Annotated in this window: 16 protein-coding genes; 2 read left to right on the plus strand and 14 right to left on the minus strand. The window is 50.6% G+C overall.

Annotated elements, in window-relative coordinates; translation table 11 throughout:
* The first annotated feature begins 18 nt into the window (after positions 1-18).
* Positions 19-2,508 (plus strand): Ig-like domain-containing protein, encoded by a 2,490-nt coding sequence (locus K0H60_RS18190; protein ID WP_220056612.1) that lies wholly within the window; start codon positions 19-21, stop codon positions 2,506-2,508.
* 53 nt (positions 2,509-2,561) lie between these two features.
* On the opposite strand, the gene K0H60_RS18195 is transcribed toward K0H60_RS18190, so the two are convergent.
* Positions 2,562-3,893, minus strand: a complete 1,332-nt coding sequence (locus K0H60_RS18195) for an APC family permease (RefSeq protein ID WP_220056613.1) — start codon at positions 3,891-3,893, stop codon at positions 2,562-2,564.
* 530 nt (positions 3,894-4,423) lie between these two features.
* Between K0H60_RS18195 and K0H60_RS18200 the strand changes: the two genes are divergently transcribed.
* On the plus strand, positions 4,424-4,963 hold the full coding sequence (locus K0H60_RS18200) for a porin family protein (RefSeq protein ID WP_220056614.1): 540 nt from the start codon (positions 4,424-4,426) through the stop codon (positions 4,961-4,963).
* Positions 4,964-5,106: 143 nt separating this feature from the next.
* Here the strand turns inward: K0H60_RS18200 and K0H60_RS18205 are convergent, their stop codons facing one another.
* The 13 genes from K0H60_RS18205 to K0H60_RS18265 form a co-directional block, all read right to left on the minus strand.
* Positions 5,107-5,508 (minus strand): hypothetical protein, encoded by a 402-nt coding sequence (locus K0H60_RS18205; RefSeq protein ID WP_220053972.1) that lies wholly within the window; start codon positions 5,506-5,508, stop codon positions 5,107-5,109.
* A gap of 168 nt (positions 5,509-5,676) precedes the next feature.
* Positions 5,677-6,828 (minus strand): ABC transporter permease, encoded by a 1,152-nt coding sequence (locus K0H60_RS18210; RefSeq protein WP_220056615.1) that lies wholly within the window; start codon positions 6,826-6,828, stop codon positions 5,677-5,679.
* Position 6,829: 1 nt separating this feature from the next.
* Positions 6,830-8,077, minus strand: a complete 1,248-nt coding sequence (locus K0H60_RS18215) for an ABC transporter permease (RefSeq protein ID WP_220058203.1) — start codon at positions 8,075-8,077, stop codon at positions 6,830-6,832.
* A 35-nt stretch (positions 8,078-8,112) separates the two neighbouring features.
* On the minus strand, positions 8,113-9,087 hold the full coding sequence (locus K0H60_RS18220; RefSeq protein WP_055648022.1) for an HlyD family secretion protein: 975 nt from the start codon (positions 9,085-9,087) through the stop codon (positions 8,113-8,115).
* Positions 9,077-10,498 carry a TolC family protein gene (locus tag K0H60_RS18225; protein WP_039978447.1) on the minus strand — a complete coding sequence of 474 codons (1,422 nt, stop codon included), beginning with the start codon at positions 10,496-10,498 and terminating at the stop codon, positions 9,077-9,079. The genes K0H60_RS18220 and K0H60_RS18225 overlap by 11 nt, the downstream gene beginning before the upstream one ends.
* Positions 10,499-10,608: 110 nt before the next feature.
* Positions 10,609-12,057 carry a metalloprotease TldD gene (gene tldD / locus K0H60_RS18230; RefSeq protein WP_041408898.1) on the minus strand — a complete coding sequence of 483 codons (1,449 nt, stop codon included), beginning with the start codon at positions 12,055-12,057 and terminating at the stop codon, positions 10,609-10,611.
* Between the two features lie 108 nt (positions 12,058-12,165).
* Positions 12,166-13,014: a carbon-nitrogen hydrolase family protein gene (locus K0H60_RS18235; protein ID WP_220056616.1), complete on the minus strand. Its 849-nt coding sequence runs from the start codon at positions 13,012-13,014 to the stop codon at positions 12,166-12,168.
* Positions 12,938-17,191, minus strand: a complete 4,254-nt coding sequence (locus K0H60_RS18240) for a YhdP family protein (RefSeq protein WP_220056617.1) — start codon at positions 17,189-17,191, stop codon at positions 12,938-12,940. Before K0H60_RS18240 ends, K0H60_RS18235 begins: the two co-directional genes overlap by 77 nt.
* Positions 17,191-18,657, minus strand: coding sequence for a ribonuclease G (gene rng, locus K0H60_RS18245; protein ID WP_049764552.1), 1,467 nt, complete (start codon positions 18,655-18,657; stop codon positions 17,191-17,193). Before rng ends, K0H60_RS18240 begins: the two co-directional genes overlap by 1 nt.
* Before the next feature lie 177 nt (positions 18,658-18,834).
* Positions 18,835-19,419: a Maf family protein gene (locus K0H60_RS18250; protein ID WP_220056618.1), complete on the minus strand. Its 585-nt coding sequence runs from the start codon at positions 19,417-19,419 to the stop codon at positions 18,835-18,837.
* Between the two features lie 2 nt (positions 19,420-19,421).
* The gene (gene mreD, locus K0H60_RS18255) at positions 19,422-19,910 is read right to left on the minus strand and encodes a rod shape-determining protein MreD (protein ID WP_011718418.1); all 489 of its coding nucleotides are present in this window, start codon (positions 19,908-19,910) and stop codon (positions 19,422-19,424) included.
* Positions 19,910-20,971: a rod shape-determining protein MreC gene (gene mreC, locus K0H60_RS18260; RefSeq protein ID WP_220053978.1), complete on the minus strand. Its 1,062-nt coding sequence runs from the start codon at positions 20,969-20,971 to the stop codon at positions 19,910-19,912. The genes mreD and mreC overlap by 1 nt, the downstream gene beginning before the upstream one ends.
* A 44-nt stretch (positions 20,972-21,015) precedes the next feature.
* On the minus strand, positions 21,016-22,065 hold the full coding sequence (locus K0H60_RS18265; RefSeq protein ID WP_011624203.1) for a rod shape-determining protein: 1,050 nt from the start codon (positions 22,063-22,065) through the stop codon (positions 21,016-21,018).
* Positions 22,066-22,254 lie beyond the last annotated feature (189 nt).

Genomic DNA, 22,254 nt, shown 5'->3' on the forward strand with positions numbered 1-22,254 from the left:
CAACAAGGATGTTTGCTTATGCGATTTAGCAACACGTTTTGCAATCTTACTTTGCTTTCTATTGGCTTATTTGGACTTTGGGGCTGTAACGGCCCTTCTGACGAAGATAACGGTGGCACAGATGCCAGCGACGGTATTTACAAACTGTCTATCGACTTTAAAACCCTATCGGGTAGTCAATGTGGCAGTTTTACCTCACTTCAAAGTTTCCCTAAAGACGCAGGTTTTTGTGCTGTCGCCAAGTTAAACAAAGGTTCGGCTAAGGTCAGCAATCAGAGAGTTAACTTTACGAGCGACCTTGGGGCGTTAACACCGGAAAGCAAACTCACTGATAGCAATGGTGAAGCCGTTGTTATTGTGAATAATCCAGATTTGCTTATCAATGCTGGCACTATTACAGCAACCACCACTCCGAATGATTCAAGCACAGCGCTATCGGCGACTCGTAACTTTGAATTTACAGGGATTATCGACGGTACTGGTGCATCCATCGCTCCAAAACTGAGTGCCAGTATTCAAAGCGGCGTGAATGTAGTGACCCGCTTTAAAGTGGATGAAGCCGTACAACTGCAAGCCATTTTCCTCGATGCCGAGAGTAACGGCATTGCCGATGCTAAGGTCACCTTTAGCGCGGGTTCGGCAACCTTAACCCCAGCCAGTGCGCTAACCAATAGCCAAGGTATTGCCCAAGTCAGTTATACCCCAAGTGCCACCGAGTTAGGCGCAAACGCCTTAACGGTAACAGTGGATTACCAAGGGCAATCGCTACAAAGCAGCAGTTTATATGAAGTGCTCAGCAAAGATGCCGTTAACGAAGCCGGTACCTTAAAGTTAGGCTCCTTTACTGGCAACAGTTTTACCGAAGGAAAACTGGCCAGTACGTTAACGGCGCAAGCCGATGGCAGTTATAAAATCAGTGCGGGCGGCAGCTTTGGTGTGACCGCAAGCTTAGTGTTAGAGGCCAGCGATGGCACTATCACTCGCATACAGACGCCGTCATCCATCAGTTTTAGCTCTGACTGTACTGCCAGCAATAGTGCGAGCTTAGACACGCCTGTCACGACCCTATCGGGCAATGCCAGTTCGACCTTCCAAGACACTAGCTGCAGCGGAAATAGCGAGCGTAACGATCAAATCGTCGCGACCACAGTGGTAGGTAATCAAACGCTGACGGCGAACTTCCCCTTTACGCTACAGCGTCAAACCTTAGCCAGCCTGAGTTTTGAAGCGGCAGAACCTAACCAAATTCGCATTAAAGGCGCTGGCGGAACTGGGTCGAGCGAATCATCACTGGTAAGCTTTAAAGTCACCAGCGCCAATGGCCAGCCAGCCGCGCAGCAAAAGGTCAGTTTTAGTTTAGATACTGTGGTTGGCGGCTTAAGTTTTGCCAATGGTGGTACCAGCGCTGAGAGTCTAACCAACTCCCAAGGTATCGCCAGTGTACGCGTGCTTTCAGGTACTGTGCCGACTCCCGTTCGCGTGGTCGCCAGCGCAGTGGATGCCGATACCAAGGAAGTGATCACTAGCCAATCTGAGCAATTAACCGTTAATACTGGCCTGCCACAACAGCTTGGCTTTGGTCTTTCGACGACGATATTTAACCCCGAAGCGGGCGATTATAACGGTGAAACCGCGACTATTACCGCCAGACTGTCGGACAGTTTTGGTAACCCCGCGCCCGATGATACCACGGTGAACTTCACCACCGAAGGTGGCCAAATCACCCCCAGCTGCCTGACACAAAATGGCGCCTGTAGCGTGACTTGGACATCCAGCGATTATCGCCCTCAAGATCACCGTATTACCATCTTGGCCTACGCCTTGGGTCACGAAACCTTCTTCGACACTAACGGCAACAATCAGTTTGATAGTGCCGATGGTGGCGCTATCACTAACGCCTGCTTATTCAATGGTGTAGCAACTCACTGCAGCGGCAATGGAATGGATGTAGAAACCTTCTACAGTAGCGGTTTTAGCGACTTACCGACTGCGTTTCGTGATGATAATGAAAACTTTAGCCGCGACAGCGGTGAACCTTATTTCGATAACCTCGCCCGAGATACCTATCCCGTCGCGGATGGCAAGTTTAACGGCCCTCAATGTGAAGGCAGCCTCTGTGGCACTGGTCAAGCCAACAAAACCTATGTGCGTAAGGCTTTGGTGTTAAGCATGTCTGGTTCGCAAGCTTATATCAGTGTGCAGCAAGACGGTGTGTTACTCGCAAGCGTTAATGATATTAAACCCGTTGCCGCAGGTACCGAGTCTAAGTTTGTGGTGTTTGTACATGACAGTGCCAAACAAATTATGCCTGCTAAGACTCAAATCGAGCTCTGCGTCGATTGTAACAGTACGCCAGATATCATTGAGGTAGCCAACACTATCACTGGCAAGAATGGCTTAGGCACACCGCTCAGTTTCACCGCCTCTGCGGGGAGTCAAATCAGCGTTGTGGCCACTACGCCCAAGCAAGTTAAGACCACCCTCAGCTTTACCGTGCCGACACTGTAAAAACCAAAAGACCCGCCAAGGCGGGTCTTTTACTTTCTAACTCAATTTATTGGCTAATTCTGTAACTCTACCGCCTTGCGTAAACGCAGGCTTCGCAGCGCCAAGTACAAGACCCCAACAGCCGCCCAAATTAAGCCAAGCTCTAAGGACTCGGGCTCAAGGTTAATCCACAGCACGCCAATAGTCGCCGCGCCGCACAAGGGTAAGACGAAATACTGAAAGTGTTCTTTCAAGGATTGGTTACGTTTCTCTTTGATATAAAACTGCACTATCACCGACAGGTTCACAAAGGTAAAGGCAACCAACGCGCCGAAGTTGACGAGCGCCAGTGCCATTTCGAGGTCGAAGGACACCGCCGAAAGCGCCAGTAATCCCACCAGAATCACGTTAAATGCCGGCGTGCGCCATTTGGGGTGAATATAGCCAAAGCCTTTATTGGGCAGCATATTGTCGCGACCCATCACGTAGAGAATACGTGCCACGCCCGCATGGGCGGCCATGCCCGAGGCTAAAACCGCAATGGTGGTTGCCACTAGCACCACTGACTGGAATAAATTGCCGCCCACATACAGGGCAATCTCCGGCAGCACAGCATCTAACTGTTGGAAACGAGAAATATCCGGGAAAAACAGCTGCAAGAAATAAGACACGCTGACAAAAATCACGCCGCCAATCAGCGCCGTCAGCACGATAGCACGGGGGATCACCCGCTTAGCGTCCTTGGTTTCTTCACTCAAAGAACTTAAGCCATCGAAGCCTAAGAAAGAGAAACACAGAATGGTCGCGCCAGTAAACAGCGGCGCAAGGCTTATCTCTTCGGAATAGAATGGACGCACACTGGCAATCACACCTTCACCTTCGCCAAGGGACAGACTGTGGGCCATTAAGCCAATGAAAACTAAGATAATGGCTATCTGAGCGAATACGATAACGCCATTAAAATTCGCCACTAAATCTATGCCCCTCAGGTTTAATACCGTCATCACAGCGACTAAACCAAAGATAAAAATCCACGGCTCGACGTTAGGGAACATGGCCGTGAGGTAAATCTTTGCCAGCAACATATTGATCATCGGCATAAACATATAATCGAGCAGCGATGACCAGCCCACCATAAAGCCCACATTCGGGCTAAAGGTTTTTTGCGCATAGGTATAGGCCGAGCCCGCATAGGGATATTTACGTACTAAGTGACCGTAGCTAAAGGCGGTAAACAGGATCCCCGCTAACGCGAGCAGGTATGAGGTGGCCACATGGCCTGAGGTGATCTCGGAGACAATGCCAAAGGTGTCAAACACGGCCATAGGCGTGAGATAGGCTAATCCCATCACCACCACTTGCCACAGACTCAGGCTTTGCTTTAAGCCTGGATTTTGTTGGCTCATATCCAACCTCCTTTTGAAGCAGGTGGAATTGCAAACGCAACAGCTTGATTTACGGCAACTACCGAACATCCGGTAAACAACAGCCCCATTGAATTGTCCTCAGTAAAGTAGGTTCAAACGAACCTCATATCATTTCCGGATGTTTACCGGCCTCAATTGGTTTAAAACCCATACACTCAAAAAGAAAATAACCGGGATACTGAATACCCCGGTTATTTTTGCGGCGCGCATTCTCCCCCAAAACAGCGTCGAAGACAACCCAATAAGGACATTAAGTTGCCTATCTGTGTCGTCTGTACGGTAAAGCGGGTCTAAGCAGATGAAGGCAGACATGGAGTGAAACGATTCCGCCTCGAATAAAGCGCGCAAATATTGTACTTATCACTGTGAGACAGCTCCGATTGTCGCGATTTTTGAGACAAAGAGACACGCTGTTATGGGCTTATCCACACCAAGGGGTTGCCGTAAAGTATGTTCCATCAACCCGATATTATTTTGATAAAACGACTTAGCAGTCTTAGGAGTCCATGATGAAACTAAATAAAACCATGATGATGGCAGCAGGTGCAGCCTTACTGTGTAGCAGCGTTCAAGCCGTCGAAATCGATTACTTCGCGGGTATGGGATTAGGTTATCAAGCCGATGAAATTGAAGGTGTGATCAATAAAGATACCGAAGATCTAAGCTACCAAGCCCGCGTTGGTATGCTGATTGAGCAAAACCACCGCATTACCGGTACGTTTGGCTATATGGAAGACAAGTTCAACTTTGCCAACGATAAGTTCAAACAGGAACAGTACAGCTGGTTAGTGTCCTATGACTACCTGTTACCCGTGCATAAAGACGTTAACCTGTTCGCCGGTGTCAGCATTGGCGCCAACGACAACAAGGTCTCAGGCAAATCGGCAACCGATTTTGTGTATGGCGGTCAAGTTGGCGTGCAATACAAATGGAGCGAGCATTTCTCATCGGATCTTGGCTACCGTTATTTAGCCCAAGACTATGAAGAAAACGGCAATGAAATTAACAACAGTCAGCAGGTTTACCTCACCTTAGACTACAAGTTCTAACAGTATTTTCTCCCTCATTATTTTCTTGGAGTACCTCGCTTATTTGGGTACTCCCTTTTTTAAACAGCCTACCGAGTTCGATACAACTATCCACAAGGGTAAAAATTCAAGATACAGGGGCCAGATAGCGATATGAGAAATGTTTAGAAGTAAAGGCTTTCGACGATTTTACCGTTAACCAGCATGTCGCATTTATCGCCCGAGCTGGATTTCGTTGCTTGGATCACGCCAGCAATCGCGCCAAATGCGCCACCTTGGCTACCTAACACTGAACCGAAATAGCATTGGCTAGAGATGGTGTACCCCTTGTATTTACCGCTGAGGTTTTGGGTTGGCGTGTAAGGAGGGAAAGTCCCTTTCATCACTGAGTCGCCATTCACAGACAGTGAAATATTTTTGCGTTCAGTATCGTAGCTACCGCCAAAAACGAGGTTGATACCATCGATTTCAACGGTTTTTTCTTGTGCAACGATGGGAGGTTTAGCGGCGCAGGCGGCCAACAGACAAGAACCCATGGCCAAAGAGAGTAAAGTAATTTTACGCATTTCATCTTCCTTTTGATGCGATAAAAAAATGAAGCAACTGCTTCGAAATTAAACGGCCCCTGTTTAATTTTTTGCCGGACGATTATATCTATATCTGCCTAATATCCAATAACAAATTTAATACAAACGCAAAAATCAGTGTTTTGTCGGTACGAATAACAGCGTCGCCTAAGAGGTACTGAGTTCAGCTAATGCCCGCGCACGACGTTTAATCCCTAAAATCGCAAGGCCAAAAAACAGCACAAACAGGCCCCAAAGCTGTAACCATTTTGGCAGCACACTCGCCCAGCTTGCGCCCATTTGGTTCAGCTCCAACATCCCCATAATGGCAGGCACCGCAGGGATAATCTGCGAGCCCAGCACCAAAGGCTCGGGGATCAAGGCAATTGGCCAGACAAAGCCTGAGACGAACAGAATCGGCATAGAAATCAGCAGCAATACTTGAGTCGGTAGGTCACGGCGGCTAAATAGTGTGCTCATCGCAACCCCAGCCGCGGCCGTCGCCAATAAAAACGGCAGCAACCAGAGCGCCACTTGGCCAAGACTCGCCTGAATACTCACCTTATACCAGTGGTAGCAATACCCCACATAAAAGCTGGTAAACACCATATAAATCAACATAAAGGCAAGAATGCGGCCACAGACCAATTGCAGCGGCGAAACCTGCTGCCAATAGCTGCGGCTGCGCCACTGACCCGCGCCTAAGATCCCAGTCCCAATCAACAGGGTTTGATGCAGGATAAGTAGGAAGAGTCCAGGCACCACGTAGGGGGTATAACCCAGACTAGGGTTAAAGGCTGGCACGCTGTTTAAGTGCAGCGAATTCAGGTTTTGCTCGGCTTCTTTCGGATTTTTCCCCTGCGCGAGCATTCCAATTAATTGCACTTGCTTACCCGCATCCATTCCCGCGCTGACAAGCCCCTCGGCCACCGCCGAATAAATCAAGAAGTAACTGGCATCACCGCCGTAGCTTAAGGTTACACCCTTGCCCAGCAGCAAGTCGCGGCGAAATCCTTCGGGGATCACCAATAAGCCATGGGCCTTACCGGTTTCGATAAAACGCTTCGCCTCGGTGATGGAGCCAACTTGGCCTATGACCTGGATTTTAGCACTGGCATCCGCATGGCGAATAAGTTGACGACTCAGGGAGGAATGATCTAAATCCACCACGATAAGCTGTTGTTCTGTTGGGACTTGGTGCAAGTAAGGCAAGGGATAGAGCACCGAATAAAACAGCACTCCGCCGAATAGGGTCACGGCAATCGCCTTGTCGCTCACAATCGCCTTTAATTCTGTTAGCACTAACTGCCATAAACTCATGCTATTGCCCCTTCGCAGCCAGTGGCGCCGCATCGTATTCCGCCGCTTCAGCCTGAGCTTTTACCGTCATCGGCAGTAATTTAATCGCCAAAAGATAAATCAGCGGTAATAAACCGATAAAACCCCAATAACTACTGAGTTGCTGCGCCACCGTCGACCAAGTCGCGCCATAGCTCACCACGCTCACATGGGACTCAATATAATGGCTCGATGGCATGATGAGTCGCCACCACTGAGCGAGTTGCGGCATTTCATGGGTGGGGAAAGTGATCCCCATAAAGGCGAAGGCTGGCGCAAACAGCGCAGTACAAAAACTGATGACCCGCGCGCTATCGCGCATCAGCACAAAGATAAACAACACGAGGCTCCACACCGCCAGCAACATGAATAACTGAGCAAACAGCAGCAGCGCTAAACTGCCCGCAAAAGGCAAAGCCAGATACAGATACAACCAAGCGAGGATAAACCCGCCTTGCAGCATCAATATCGGGGTAAATAACAGGATCTTAGCCAACACCTTAGGCCAAAAATGCTCGGTCAATCGATTGGAGATCCCCTCCTCTGACTGCGCGGCATTAAGGTGCAACTCGCGATTTAAGCTGTTGGCCATCACCAACATAGATAATAACTGCCACAGCGCGACCAATACCGGCGGCACTAAAAAACCTATGTAGTTGTTATTACGATTAAACAGCGCGGTCGTTTGGCTCTTTACTGGGCTTAAATTCACCGCGACTTGGGATTTCGGCGTGCCCGTCATCAGTTGCTTAAGGCCTGCGACTTGCAACAATCCATCGCCAAGACTCAACTGAATTTGACTCGACAGCAGCTTACCCACCAGCAAAAACTGGCTGTTGTAACGCACGTCGATTGTTGGTTTATGGCCAGTGAGTAAATCCTTTTTCATATCATGGGGAAAGACCACTACGGCATAGACCTGCGCCTGCTGCATGGCCGCGACGGCCGATGGGAGATCGGTAAAACTGCGCGGCTCGGTGACAGGGTTAGCTTTGAGTTGACGGGTCAACATTCGGCTCAGCTGGCTGTGGTCTTGGTCAACAATCGCCACGGGTAATTGCCGTGGTAGTCCAGCACTAAATAACCACCAGAGACACAAGATGCCCAGCAGCGGGATATAACTGATAAGGGCCAGTTGCCAAGGATCGCGCCATAGCGCCCTAAGCTCGCGCCGCACTAATGCAATGATGCTTGAAGATACAGGCTGCGCTGCATTCTGAGCCCCATTCAACGGCTGAAGCTCGCTCGGTAACTTGGCCACAATGGTTACTCAGCACTGAGTAGCACAGACATACCGACACGCAGATCGGGGATCGGCGCAGTTGGGCGCAGCTCAACCTCGAAGGTGCGCATATCAAAATCATGGCCACTTTCGGTTGAACGCCAAGTCGCAAAGTCGCCCATCACACTGATATGAGAGACAGTAAACTCCACAGTTTTATCCAGCGCGGGAATGGTTAATGGCAGTTTGTCGCCCTTTTTAAAACGTTTTAGCTGATCTTCACGCACTTGGAATACCGCCCAAGCGTCCTGCATGTCGATAAGGCTGACCACTGGGAAGCCGCTCGGTGCTAACTCTCCCGCTTGCAACAATACTTCGCTGATTTCCCCAGACTTAGGCGCACGCATTTGGCTGTCAGCCATAATGGCACTGACTTCTTTCACCGCCCCTTCAGCCATGCGAGCATTACCCGCCGCTGCGGCTTTGGTTTCGACCCGCGCGCCTTCTTCGGCCATTTGATACATGGCTAATGCGGCTTGCTCTGTGTACTTGGCCGCTTGCCACTGGGTAAAGGCTTCATCACGTTTTTGTCTTGCGGCAACCCCTTCGTTAAAGAGATTTTCCACTCGGGTATAGGTGGTTTTCGCCAGCGTTGCCGCCGCTTGCGCCTTGAGCCATTGCTCCTTAGCCGCCATCACCTCTTGGGTGCGGGCGCCGTTATTCGCCTCCTGTTGCAAGGCTTTAGCCGCATCTCGGCCGCCTTCGGCCTGCATCAACTTGGCATCCAGCTCTGGACTATGAATGGCAAATAACAAATCGCCTTCGCTGACGCTATCGCCACGGCGCACAAGGACCTGCTCGACACGCCCTGGCACTTTTGATGATACGTTATATTCACGGGCTTCGATTTGCCCCTGTAATAGGCTCGGCTGCGGGCTGTAAGCCAGTTTGAGCCCATAGGCTAAGATAAGGCCTAATGCGACCAACGCCGTTAGGGCAAGGATTCTGTTAGCGCGCATTGATAGTCTCCTGCGATTGAGCGCCCGTGGCACTGCGACCGATAAATTCATCTAATTGACCACTGATGGCCATTAATCTGGCATAGGCTTGCACATAGCGATAACTGGCACCGAGCTGTTGGGTTTTAACGGCGCTCAGTTTTAATTCGGCATCGACCCTGTCGATAGAAGTCGAAAGCCCTTGGTTAAAGGCGATTTCCCTTAAACGCAGGTTTTCGCTGGCCAGTTCAAGTGAGGTATTCAATGCCTTAACCTCTTCCTCAGCCTGCAATAACTGGCGATAGCTTTGGTCGAGCAACAAACTTAAGTCTTGGCGGGTCTGCGCCTTAGTGTAACGGGCTTGCAGCAAGGCACTCTTAGCCGCTTCCACTTTACCGCTGCGGCCATCGCGGCTCAGCAAGGGCACTTTTACACCGACACCGACCATCCAGTCCGGCTCCACTTTAGAAAATAAGCTGTCATCTTCGTATAAGGTGTAATTACCAAAGAGGAAAACCGTTGGGTGGTATTTGCCTTTCTCTAGGGAAACCAAGCCATTTGCCTGCGCCTCTTTAGCCTCGAGCAGTTTAAGTGCGGGATGTTGGCTCAGGGTCACTTGGGTCAAATCCCCCAATGAAGGCGCCTGTGGCAACACAAATAATGGCGAGTTAGTGCTGACATCACTCAGCTGCAACATGCGCGACAGGGCGATAACGGCCATTTCATGTTGACGGCGGGCGCTGCCTAAATTGACCTTAGCGTTGTCTAAGGCCACTTGAGCATTCAGGCGCTCAACCTTAGCGATTTGCCCTTCGCGCTCCAGCGCTAGCGCGTGGTCAACGTGCTTAGTTAAGGAGGCCACCAGCTCGGTTTGGGTGCTGACAAGGGATTGAGTCACATCGACGGCATAATAACGATCAACTAACTGAGTGAATAAGTCGCGGGTCGCTAACTGTAATTCCTGTTGCTTCTCGGCTACCATGGCCGCATGAATGCCTTGAGCCGCGGTGATCTGGCCGCCGGTATAAATCGGCCACATCGCCTGTAAGCTGGCGCGAAAAATATCTTGCTCGGTAAAGGGCGTGACAAATAATGAACCCGGAATACTCGCCAAGGCGCCGCCGAGAGCGGGTGGCAAGGTCGCGGGGTCAAGCGAGGCTAAGGGGTTGAGATCCCTTAAATCTAATTCGATTGGTTTTTCGAGGTGGGTATAGCTGCCATTCAGGCTGAGGGACGGCAGATTTAAACTCTCTCCCGCCTCTTGCTCACCCTTGGCGCGATTCACCTCTTGGGATTGGGCCTGGAGTTTATCGCTCACCTTAAGCACTTGCTGCCAAGCCTCAGTAAAGCTACTGGGCTGGGCATTGGCCGCTAACGGCAATAGCGAGGGCAAAGGCAATAAACACAGCCATGCCAAACGTGATAGTTTCATTAACACCTCTAGAGTAGTTACTCTAATTTCCTTTGCAAATGATAACATCCATCATGGAAGGCGGCTAGAACCCACCGCCTTAAGTGCTGCCTAGACAGTAAACAAGCGGGTTACGCCGTACCCCCAACGGTTAAACGGTCAAGTTTGAGGGTCGGTTGACCGACACCCACAGGCACGCTTTGACCATCTTTACCACACACACCAACGCCCTTATCTAGCGCCATGTCGTTGCCCACCATAGAAATCTGGCTCATGGCTTCTGGGCCATTACCAATCAGGGTAGCGCCCTTAATCGCTTGAGTCACTTCACCATTTTCAATCAGATAGGCTTCAGAAGCGGAGAACACGAACTTGCCCGAGGTGATATCCACCTGACCGCCGCCAAAGTTAGGCGCATAAATGCCCTTCTTCACTGACTTGATGATCTCGCTCGGATCTGACTCGCCCGCCGTCATATAAGTGTTGGTCATGCGAGGCATAGGCAGATGCGCATAGGATTCACGGCGGCCATTCCCGGTCGGTGCCACACCCATCAGGCGCGCATTTAATTTATCCTGCATATAGCCTTTGAGAATACCGTCTTCGATTAACACGGTTCTCTGGGTTTGTACCCCTTCATCATCGATGCTCAGTGAGCCACGGCGATTCGCGAGCGTGCCATCGTCCACCACAGTCACGAGCTTCGAAGCCACTTGCTCGCCGACCATGCCACTAAAGGCGCTGCTGCCCTTGCGGTTAAAGTCACCTTCCAGACCATGGCCTACGGCCTCGTGCAGTAACACACCCGGCCAACCATTACCGAGTACCACAGGCATCTCTCCGGCTGGCGCATCGATAGCATTCAGGTTGACTTGCGCCTGACGCACCGCTTCACGGGCGAAGGCAAAGCACATAGGCAAACCGGTTTCATCCGTCACCATAAACACACTGTAATCGTGACGACCACCGCCACCGGCGCTGCCACGTTCACGCTTGCCATTTTCTTCTAAAATGACGCTGCAATTAAAGCGCACTAACGGGCGAATATCGGCGGCCAAGGTGCCGTCACTGGCGGCAACCAGAATTTCTTCATGCACACCCGCGAGGCTAATCACCACTTGGATAATGCGGCTGTCGAGGCTACGGATATAGGCATCGGCCTCTTTCAGCAGATTGATTTTTTTCACTTCTTCCATAGCGGCGATAGGATCGAGACTATCGTACAGCGCCAAGGCTTGTTGACGTTTGAAAGCCTGCACCTTGGCCTGCTCACCCGCCCCAGCAATTCCACGCGCCGCCTCGGCCGCTGCGCTTAATGCTGCTGGCGTAATATCATCTGCATAGGCAAAACCGGTTTTCTCGCCGCTGATGGCACGCACACCGACGCCGCGTTCGATGTGGAAGCTACCATCTTTAATAATGCCATCTTCGAGCACCCAAGATTCGTGGCGACTACCTTGGAAATAGAGATCGGAAAAATCGACTTTATGTTGATGTATGGTGTTTAAATAACTCTGTAACCCATCTAGGGCTAAGCCACCCTTTAATAAACTTTGCTCTACTTGTGCTAAAAAAGGCATCGCGGTTCTCTCTGAAAGCTTGGCTAAAATTGGCAACTCACTCATTTTTAAAATCACTTAAATTCGCTGTGAGTCTATTTCATCTAATCTGTTGAAGGCTTAATCTGTTCAAGGCTTAAGGTTCGGTGCAGTAAAGCGATTATGTTGCGCCACGGGCATTTTACTGCGAATGTTGTGCACCTCGGCCACATCGATATCGGCATGCACCCAAGCTGTACCGGTTTTCTGCTCGGCAATCACCTCGCCCCAAGGGCCTATCACCATACTCTGCCCCCAGGTCTCGCGACTGCCTTCGTTATGGGCGCCCCATTGGGCGGCTGCCAAAATAAAGCATTGGGTTTCAATGGCTCTGGCCTGTAATAACACCTGCCAATGGGCTTCTCCCGTGACCTTAGTAAAAGCCGAAGGCACGGTAATGATCTCAGCTCCCGCGAGGCGCAGCGCCCTGAATAAGTCCGGAAAGCGTAAATCATAACAGATGGTCAAGCCAATTTTGCCAAAAGGGGTGTCGATGACGCTGATATGATTGCCTGGGCAGAAGGTTTCACTCTCGCGGTATTGCTTAGTGCCGTCGGCGACATCCACATCAAACAGATGCAGTTTATCGTATTGCCCTAAGGTATCACCTTTATCATCAAACAGATAACAACGACTGTAGACGCGTCCATCCTCCGCCAGCGCGGGGATGGTTCCCGCCACCATATACACGCAGTAACGGGCGGCTAAGGCACTTAAGGCGGATTTTAACGGGCTAAGATGACTGTCGCCCGCATAGGCGAGTTGCTGACTCTCATGGCCACCAAACAGCAGGCTGCATTCTGGCAGCACCACTAAATGAGGAGCATCTTTATCCCATTGCAGGCGCTCACGGGTTAATTCCTCAAGCTGCGATTCGATAAACAACAGATTCGCGCTGACGTCGCGACTGCTCTGACATTGCAACAGGCTGATGCGCATGACTATCTCCTTGAATTGTGTTTATCGACAATGCCACCTTGGGGCTCACAGGCTTAGGCTGTTCGGGTTCGACTTGGGGCGGCTCAGCAGGCTCAACCTTGGGAAGCGTCGGCGCTTGGGGCAATGCCTCTTCCTCGACCGCTTTTACTGGTTCCTCTTTAGGTTTATCAGCACCTGGCGCAGGCTGCTCATTGTTTTTTTCAGGCTCGACGGGCGGCGTAGCGTCTGTCTTAGTCGGGGCGCTATTCTTGACGGGCACTGCATTAGTCTTAGGCTCAGCGCCCTCGGTAGGCGCAGGCAATTCGCCCCCCACCATAGGCAGAATCGACTCTGGGATCTCAATCTCTTTACTCTTACGCTCGAGTTCTTCCACCACAGGATCGGACATAGTGCCTGTGACTCGGAAGCGGATTTCCGAAATCACCTCAATCACAGGTTCGAGCACTTTGGTCAGCGCAAACGCGCCAAGCCCTAACGTCCACGCACTGGTACTGAGCAGCACCACGGTCGGCACACTCGACGCCAATTGCGGCACAAAACGGATATCGTAATTTAAGCTTTCGCTAGTGAGATCCGTATAGCCGCGCACCTTCATATTGCCCGCAATCGCATCCATTTCGGTATCCGTGGTTTTAACCACGCCATTATCGATTTGCAGATTGCCGCTAAAGGAGTTGAAGTACATGCCCTGGCCAAATACATCACTGAAATCTAAGGATAACTTACGCACTAATGAGTCGAGGCTGAACAGGGAGAAAATCCGCGCGCCCTTATCGCTCACCTGGGATAAATGCCCCTTACCCAGCTCAAACTTTACTTTGCCGTTTAAGGTATTGAGGGAGAAAGCATAGGGCGCACCTTGCCACTTAAGCTCGGCATTCACCTTCAAAGGCGCCTCATTCACACCTGGGTCGATGCCCAATTGCTGACTCAAATAATTGAACTGACTGGCGTTTAAGCTCACCGTTAATTCTGTTTGGTTTTGACCATTCTGCTGCTGCCAAATGCCGTTGCCCTGTAAGGACACCTCTGGCGTCGTTAACGATAGGGTCTGAATACGATAGCCCAAAGGTTGCGGGCTCGCCTGCAATACCAGCTTACCGAAGGCTTTGTCGAAGAAGCGAAAATCTTCCACATTCACGGCAACCGGCGGTAAATTAGTGAGCACCTGATCCGCGGCGAAATCGGCTTCCCCTTCGGGTTTCACTTCGGGGGAGAAATAAAATTTGCTGGCGTTAACTTTTAATCCTTGGGTCATCCAGTTGGGATAAAAATCGACCCAGCCTTCAAACTCGCTGGCCTTAGCATCGAAGCGCCAGCCATGTTCGTTCGGCTTAGCGCTCAATCTAAGTTCGGTCAGTCCTTGGCCTAATAAATCAAACTTGCCGATATTGGCATCTATCCCAACCACCGAGGGGAATAAGGCCGAGTGACTCGCCTCTTCGACTAAAATACCGGTACGGGTGGGCTTGTTGTCTGTGCCGACAAAGGCATTAATTACAGGTAACCAATTGGCAAGCTTGCCGCTGGTCACATCAATCTTGATATGCCCTTGCTCGGTATTGGGTACTTCGGCCGCATCGAAGAGTCGGCCCAATAACAAGTCAAAATAGCTGAATTGAGTACCCTTTTCGGCCTCGAAGCCACCAATAAACTCGACCTGTTTATCCAGTTTTACCCTTAGCGTTGCCGTTTGCTGATCGCCAGAAAACTCCGCCATTAAGGGTCTAGGTTCATCTTCGGGTTTGGCAAAGGCGCCCGGCAATTTCAAGGTGGCACCAACCAGATCTGAGCCGACATTGGCTTGAATTTGATAGCCTTGGTCGTCGAACACCATATTCAAGTTGCCGCCCCAAGCGACTTTACCTTGGTAAAAATCACTCAAGGGATTTTGCAACTCTTGTGGTAAACGGCTGAGATCCCAACGGCTCTTCATATCCACATTGAGTGCAAAATCTTTGCCCTCAGGTTTAGTGGCAAAACTAAACTCGAAGGGCTGCTCAAATAGGCGGGATTTGATGCCTTTGCCTTCAACAATCTCATTCGCAAACTGCACTGTGCCCGTCACGGCCTTGAGCTGTAACCCGGGCTGGGCAATAAATACGGGCGTATTATCAAACGCAATTTGACCACGGATATCCTCGGCCTCACCCTCGTACAAGGGGATGCTGATATCTAAATTCCCCGTCACCGCACCCTGCACCTGCACAACACTTAAGGTCTTGCCCACAGTATCGGCGAGCGGCGATGCCTGCAACACTTGGGTGGCGGCGCTACCATTAGTCGCGAGATCGGCCTGAATTTTTAACAGCGAATGCTCGCCTAATTCAGGGATAAATACATGGGCACCATCGGCCATCACATTCATCAATTTGCCTTGGTTAACCCAGATATCCATGCGGGCATTTTCAAATAAGGCATCGAGGGAAAGCTCAGTGACTGCGGGCCAATCGGGTTGAAATTGGTACTCGGCGTTATCTAAGGTAAAGGCCGCTTGGAAGACCCCACTATTATCCTCAAAGGGAAAATGCGCTAGGGCGCCCTGCCATAACACTTGGGCATTTTGGCTCTGACCCGCCTTGATAGCGCCATCTAAATACTCCACCAACGCCTCGCCCATAGCTTTGACGGGGAAGTATCTGTCCGCATTGGCGGCATTTTTAACGGCCACATTGGCGGCAAGTGACATGCTGGCTTCGGCACTAAAATCCAGTTTTAGGGCGGCGGAAACGCCAATATCGTCGTTTTCGAGCTGAACCTCTGGCACAGATAAGGTCGCCCTTTGAGTATCGAAGGCGCCGGTTAACTCAGCGCCATGCAGCACTAGAGGCGCTGAAAACTGATCGCCAAAATCGAGGGTATAGGTCTGCTCTGGCAGCGAAAACACTAAGCTGTCATTCTGCCACTGCAATGCTAAATCTAATGGATTGGTGTTAGGTATGCCTTCAACTTTCTGCCAATGCAATTGCTTGATATGTGTACTGGCGAGCAAGGGTTGCTTAGCGCTTTGATAGAGACGGATCGGCCCAACACTGCCTTCGGGCGCGAGATGGAACCATTGCTCAAGTACGGCTAAATCGACACCCGGAAATAATGGTAAGAGTGGAAATAAGGTCGGTAAATCCAAGCGGCTCACATAGGCATAAAAGGCATCATCTTGCTGCTTGGCCGCGAGCTTAAGATCGGGCCAATGCTCACCGTTAGTAATAAAGTTAAGATCTGTGCTGCTGATTTCCCAGCCCGTATCCTTAGGTAGCCAACTAATACTGCCGGACTGGATTTCAAACTTTTGCGGTTCATCCTCCATCGACCACTGCAACCAACTGGGTTCAAACTGCACCAGTCCAGCACTTAAACTACGGTGGGCAAAATCAAACCACGCTTTAAGATTGACAACCCCTTCTAAGGGTAACTTTTGGCTAGGATCATAGGGATTAGGTTGACGCGATGCCCATTCACCCAAATCTAAGGACTGAGCGGCCAGATAGATTTGTCCCTTCAGGGTATCTGGCGCAGTTGCGTCGCCCTGAATATCGAGCTGTAAACTGAGGGACTCGTTTACCGAAGCATTGTTATCGAGGTAAATTTCGCCCGCGCCTCGGTGGCGCTCACCACTATTACGCCAGTTTAGGTGGCGAATATGGATGGGTCGATATTCATGCTGCAAGCTCAACAGTTGCACCGAGGCATCCGTCAGCGAGAAACGTTCGAGCTGCTTTAACAGTAACTTATACAGCCAATCGGTTTGCGCCGTTTGATTTGCCGCGCCCGACGCCTTATTACCCGATAATTTATCGATATCGAGGGCAATATGAACGCCATCGAAATTCACATCTTCGATGCGCGGGCTGGTCGTTAGCAGCGATTGCCAAAAATCCAATTTAATTTGGACGTTCTTGACCAGCACGGTAACGGGGAGTTTTTCCTGCGGCGGGATCACCAGATTATCGACCGTCACGGCTGGGCCAAAGGCCTGCCACTGGGCGGATAACTCACCGACCTGCACATCAATTTGATACTCGCTTTTTACATACTCAACTAACTGCTGACGCACCCCGTCGACTTGGGGCAATAATCCGCGGATCAAGCTTACCGTCAGGGCAAACAAGACTAAGATCAGCGCCAATAATTGCCAGCAAAAACGGCTGAGTTTTTTCGCAGTAAAAAGCGTTGCCACTACATCATCACCACGTCGTATTTGTGCTGGGAATACATGGGCTCATTTTGCAGGCGAATGCGTTTACCTATGTAGACCTCAAGCTCGGCGACCAGATGACTTTCATCGCCACTTAAGCTGTTATACACAGCGGGCGAGCAGTAAAGCAAAAACTCATCGGCATCATAGGCTCGATTCAAGCGAATGATTTCGCGGAAGATTTCGTAGGAAACCGTTTCAACCGTCTTCATGCTGCCCGTGCTCTGACAGGCAGGGCATTCGCCGCACAGCACATGCTCCAAGCTTTCGCGGGTGCGCTTACGGGTCATTTCGACTAAGCCTAGCCCCGAGAAGCCACTGACATTCGTCTTGACTCTGTCCTTGGCGAGCGCGCTGTTTAAGCTATTGAGTACCCGTGTTTTATGCTCGTCGCTCAGCATATCGATAAAGTCGATAATGATGATGCCGCCGAGATTACGTAGCCGCAATTGCCGCGCAATCGCTTGGGTAGCTTCGAGGTTAGTGTTGAAGATGGTTTCTTCAAGATTACGGTGGCCCACAAAAGCACCGGTGTTGATATCGACCGTGGTCATGGCCTCGGTCTGATCAATAATCAGATAGCCACCCGATTTGAGCTCGACCTTGCGACCCAGGGCGCGCTGGATTTCATTCTCCACATCGTAGAGATCGAAAATCGGTGCAGGCCCTGAATAGTGCTCAATCTTGTCGGCGATTTCCGGCATAAACTCTTGGGCGAAGGCTTGCAACTCGGCAAAGGTGCGGCGCGAATCGACTTGAATTCTATCTAATTCGGTTCCGACAAAGTCGCGCACAATGCGCACTGGCAGGGCGAGATCTTGATACAAGAGTGCCACACCACGGCGCTGACGCCGCTCGGAGACCTTAGACCATACACGGCGCAGAAAGGCCGCATCCTGGGCAAGCTCATCTTCACCCACGCCTTCGGCGGCGGTGCGGATAATAAAGCCGCCGTCTTCATCGACGAAAGGCAGAGTGATTTTCTTAAGGCGACTGCGCTCTTCTTCCTGCTCAATCCGCTGAGATACCCCAACATGGCTTGAGCCTGGCATAAACACCAGATAACGGGAAGGCAGAGTGATATCAGTTGTCAGGCGCGCACCTTTAGTGCCGAGCGGATCTTTTACCACCTGCACCATAATATCTTGCCCTTGGCGAACCAACTCGGCGATATCGCGGACCACAAAATGGCCTTTTTCCACATCGGCTACGCATTCGGTGTGCGGCACTATGTCGGAGGCATGTAAAAACGCGGCTTTATCTAAGCCAATATCCACAAAGGCGGCTTGCATGCCGGGCAACACACGGCTGATTTTGCCCTTGTAAATATTGCCCACCAGACCGCGCTTCATGCGCCTCTCGATATGGACTTCTTGCAGCACGCCATGCTCAACCAGAGCCACACGTGCCTCAGATGGGGTTACGTTAATCAGTAATTCTGAACCCATCTTGCGCTGAACTTTATTCGGATTTAAGCGACCGGTATTCACGACTCACCCCATTAGGGAAATTAAATTAATCTCAGTATGTTTGAAGCCTGAAAACCAATATCACAGATGTTTGTCTTGCGGATACTCAACTAAGGCCTAGTATTGCTTCCGTTAGCGAGCCGCTCAATCCTCCGATTAGCGTATTCCCGCCTCGGATAACAGCTCACGTGTCTCCACTAAGGGCAAGCCCACGACGCAGGAGTAACTCCCTTCAATAGATTCGACAAAACAACCGCCTAAACCTTGGATCCCATAACTGCCAGCCTTATCCATTGGCTCCTGTGAGGCAACGTAGGCATCAATGTCAGCGTCCGACAGCACGCAAAAACGCACTAAGGTTTCGACTAAACGCACTGAGGTATGCTCTGTCTTGGCTAAGGCGACTGCCGTCATCACAGTGTGCGCCTTGCCAGAAAGTGCGCGCAATACCCGCTTGGCATCGGCCTCATCAACAGGCTTACCTAATATTTCGTTTTCAAGCACCACGATAGTATCAGAACCTAATACAGCAGGCTGTGACATGCCTGAGCATAATGCAAGCCCTGCCTGTGCTTTTTCGGCCGCGAGGCGCTGTACATAGTCGCGTGGTAACTCAGCTGCCCTCGGGGTTTCGTCGATATCCGGCGCCACTTGAGTAAAACGAAACTCAGCGCGGCCCAAACCAATATGAGTCAATAACTCTTTACGGCGCGGCGAGGTTGAGGCTAAGACTAAATTCACGACTAACGCACCTTATAATGACGTCGAATTCGACGCAAAATCCAAAAAATCCACGGCCAAAACACTAGGCCCGATAACGCGGGTAAAAACAGATCCGTATGGAACTTAGCGCCATCCATCACAAACTCGACCCAATAGATAATCAGGTGATAGATAACGATCAGCACCATCACCACCAGCGCCTGTTGCCACTTAGGGAAGTTACGCAAACGTTGGCAGTGCAAAATCGCCATATAAATCACTAATGACATGGCGAGCGAGCGCACACCTAAGGTGGCGCCAAGCAGAATATCGAGGGCCAATCCCATCAGCCAAGCCGTGAGAATGTTATATCTGTGGGGCAACGCAATCGACCAGTAGATCAGGATCATCAATAACCAGTCAGGGCGCCAAGCTTCGACAATCGAAGGCAGCGGCATAATCTGACTTAACAGCCCGACAAATAGGGTCAGCCATACTACGAGTCTGCCATTTGCAGCTTGTAAACTCATTAGTGCACCTCGGCTGGCGGTTGAGTGGTAGCAGCGTTCGATGCACCATTGGCATTGCTTGGCGCCGCAGCGGCGTTCGGCGCGGTCGTATTAGGTACAGTGCTATTAGGTGCTGCGGTACTAGGCACGGTTGCATTAGAAGTCGTGCCTTGAGGATTCGCATTGCCATTACCCGCATCGGGTTTAGCCTCTTCCGCAGGATGATCCGCAGCTGGCACAGGAATTTGATTTGGCAAAGTCACGCCAGAATCTGGGGATGGCCAAATCAACAGCAGATAACGAATCCTATCGAGCGCCGCTAACGGTTGAGCCGTGACACGCGCATAACTCTGACCGTCTTCGGTTAAGACTTCCATGACCCGCGCCACCGGATAACCTTCGGGGAAGCGATTACCAAGGCCTGAGGTTACCAATAAATCGCCCACCCGAATATCGGTACTCTTGGCCACATGGCGTAGTTCAATCTCATCGAGTTCACCAGTACCGTTAGCCACTAAACGCACATCGTTACGGGTAATTCGCACGGGTAAACCGTGGGACACATCGGAGAGCAAGAGCACGCGGCTCGTCATCTCACTGACCTGTACAACCTGGCCGACGACGCCCTGGGCATCAACAACGGGTTGACCGACAAATACCCCACTGCGCGAACCGTGGTTCAGCACCACATAATGATGGGAAGGGTCGCTGGCCACCTCCATCACTTCGGCCACCATCTTGCGGGAATCCTGATAGGCTGGCGACCCTAACAGAGCGCGTAAACGCTCGTTTTCCTGACGCAGATGTTCGAAGCGCTGCAGACGCTCACTCATTAATAATTGTTGCCTTAACAACTCTTTATTTTGCAATGCCAACATATTGCGGGTAGCAAAACTCTCCGATGACCAATCGAGGATCGCACTGGGCACACTCGCAAGGTATTGGATGGGGCTTAAGGCTGATGAAAGGGATTCACGGGCAGGATCGAGGCGGTGATTTGCGGCGAGCAAAATCACCGACAGGATAATTGCCAGTGTTAAACGGAACTGGTTCGAAATACCACGAACAAAAATAGGCTTCATAGGAAAGCTAAGGCGGTGATTAACCGCCCCATACCGAAGTTAGATTAGGTTTCTTCGGAGAACAGATCGCCGCCGTGCATATCAATCATTTCAAGGGCTTTACCACCACCACGCGCTACGCAGGTCAGAGGATCGTCCGCCACCATGACTGGAATTCCAGTTTCTTGCATCAATAAACGGTCTAAATCACGCAGTAAGGCACCACCACCGGTTAATACCATGCCGCGCTCAGAGATATCAGACGCTAATTCTGGTGGCGATTGCTCTAATGCCACCATGACGGCACTCACAATGCCTGATAATGGCTCTTGCAGTGCTTCTAAAATTTCGTTGCTGTTCAGCGTGAAGCTACGAGGCACACCTTCGGCCAAGTTACGACCACGGACTTCAATCTCTAATACTTCATCACCTGGGTAAGCAGTACCGATAGTGTGCTTGATGCGCTCAGCCGTTGCTTCACCAATCAAGCTGCCGTAGTTACGACGTACATAGTTGATGATGGCATCATCAAACTTGTCACCGCCGATACGTACAGAAGAGGAATACACCACACCGTTCAAGGAGATAATTGCCACTTCGGTGGTACCACCACCGATGTCCACAACCATAGAACCTGTGGCTTCAGATACAGGTAAACCCGCACCAATTGCTGCGGCCATTGGCTCTTCAATCAAATAAACTTCACGGGCACCTGCGCCCATGGCTGACTCGCGAATCGCGCGGCGTTCAACTTGGGTTGCGCCAACAGGAACACAGACTAAAACGCGTGGGCTTGGACGAAAAAAGCTGTTGTTATGCACTTGTTTAATAAAGTGCTGCAACATTTTCTCTGTCACATAAAAGTCGGCAATCACACCGTCTTTCATCGGACGGATTGCTTGAATATTGCCTGGGGTACGGCCTAACATTTGTTTGGCTTCTGTACCGACAGCGGCAACAGACTTCTGACCAGAACTACTACGCTCACCACGTATAGCAACAACAGAAGGCTCATTGAGGACTATGCCTTCATCACGAACATAAATTAAGGTGTTAGCTGTACCCAAATCGATCGATAGATCATTAGAAAAAATGCCACGCAGCTTCTTGAACATGTAACTAGCCTGTATTCTGTGGAGTCAGAAGAAAAGAAAAATCAGCTAACTTTATCAATGCCACCCTGATTCCACAAGACCGTTGAGGTTAACAATCGCTAATGGAGTGATTTTTTTTCAAATGTGCCGCTCAAAAACACTATTTAATCGAAAAATGCGCTTTATTGATGAAAAATCCAACAGTTAAAA

Origin of the sequence: Shewanella mangrovisoli (genome assembly GCF_019457635.1) — a bacterium.
GTDB lineage: Bacteria > Pseudomonadota > Gammaproteobacteria > Enterobacterales > Shewanellaceae > Shewanella > Shewanella mangrovisoli.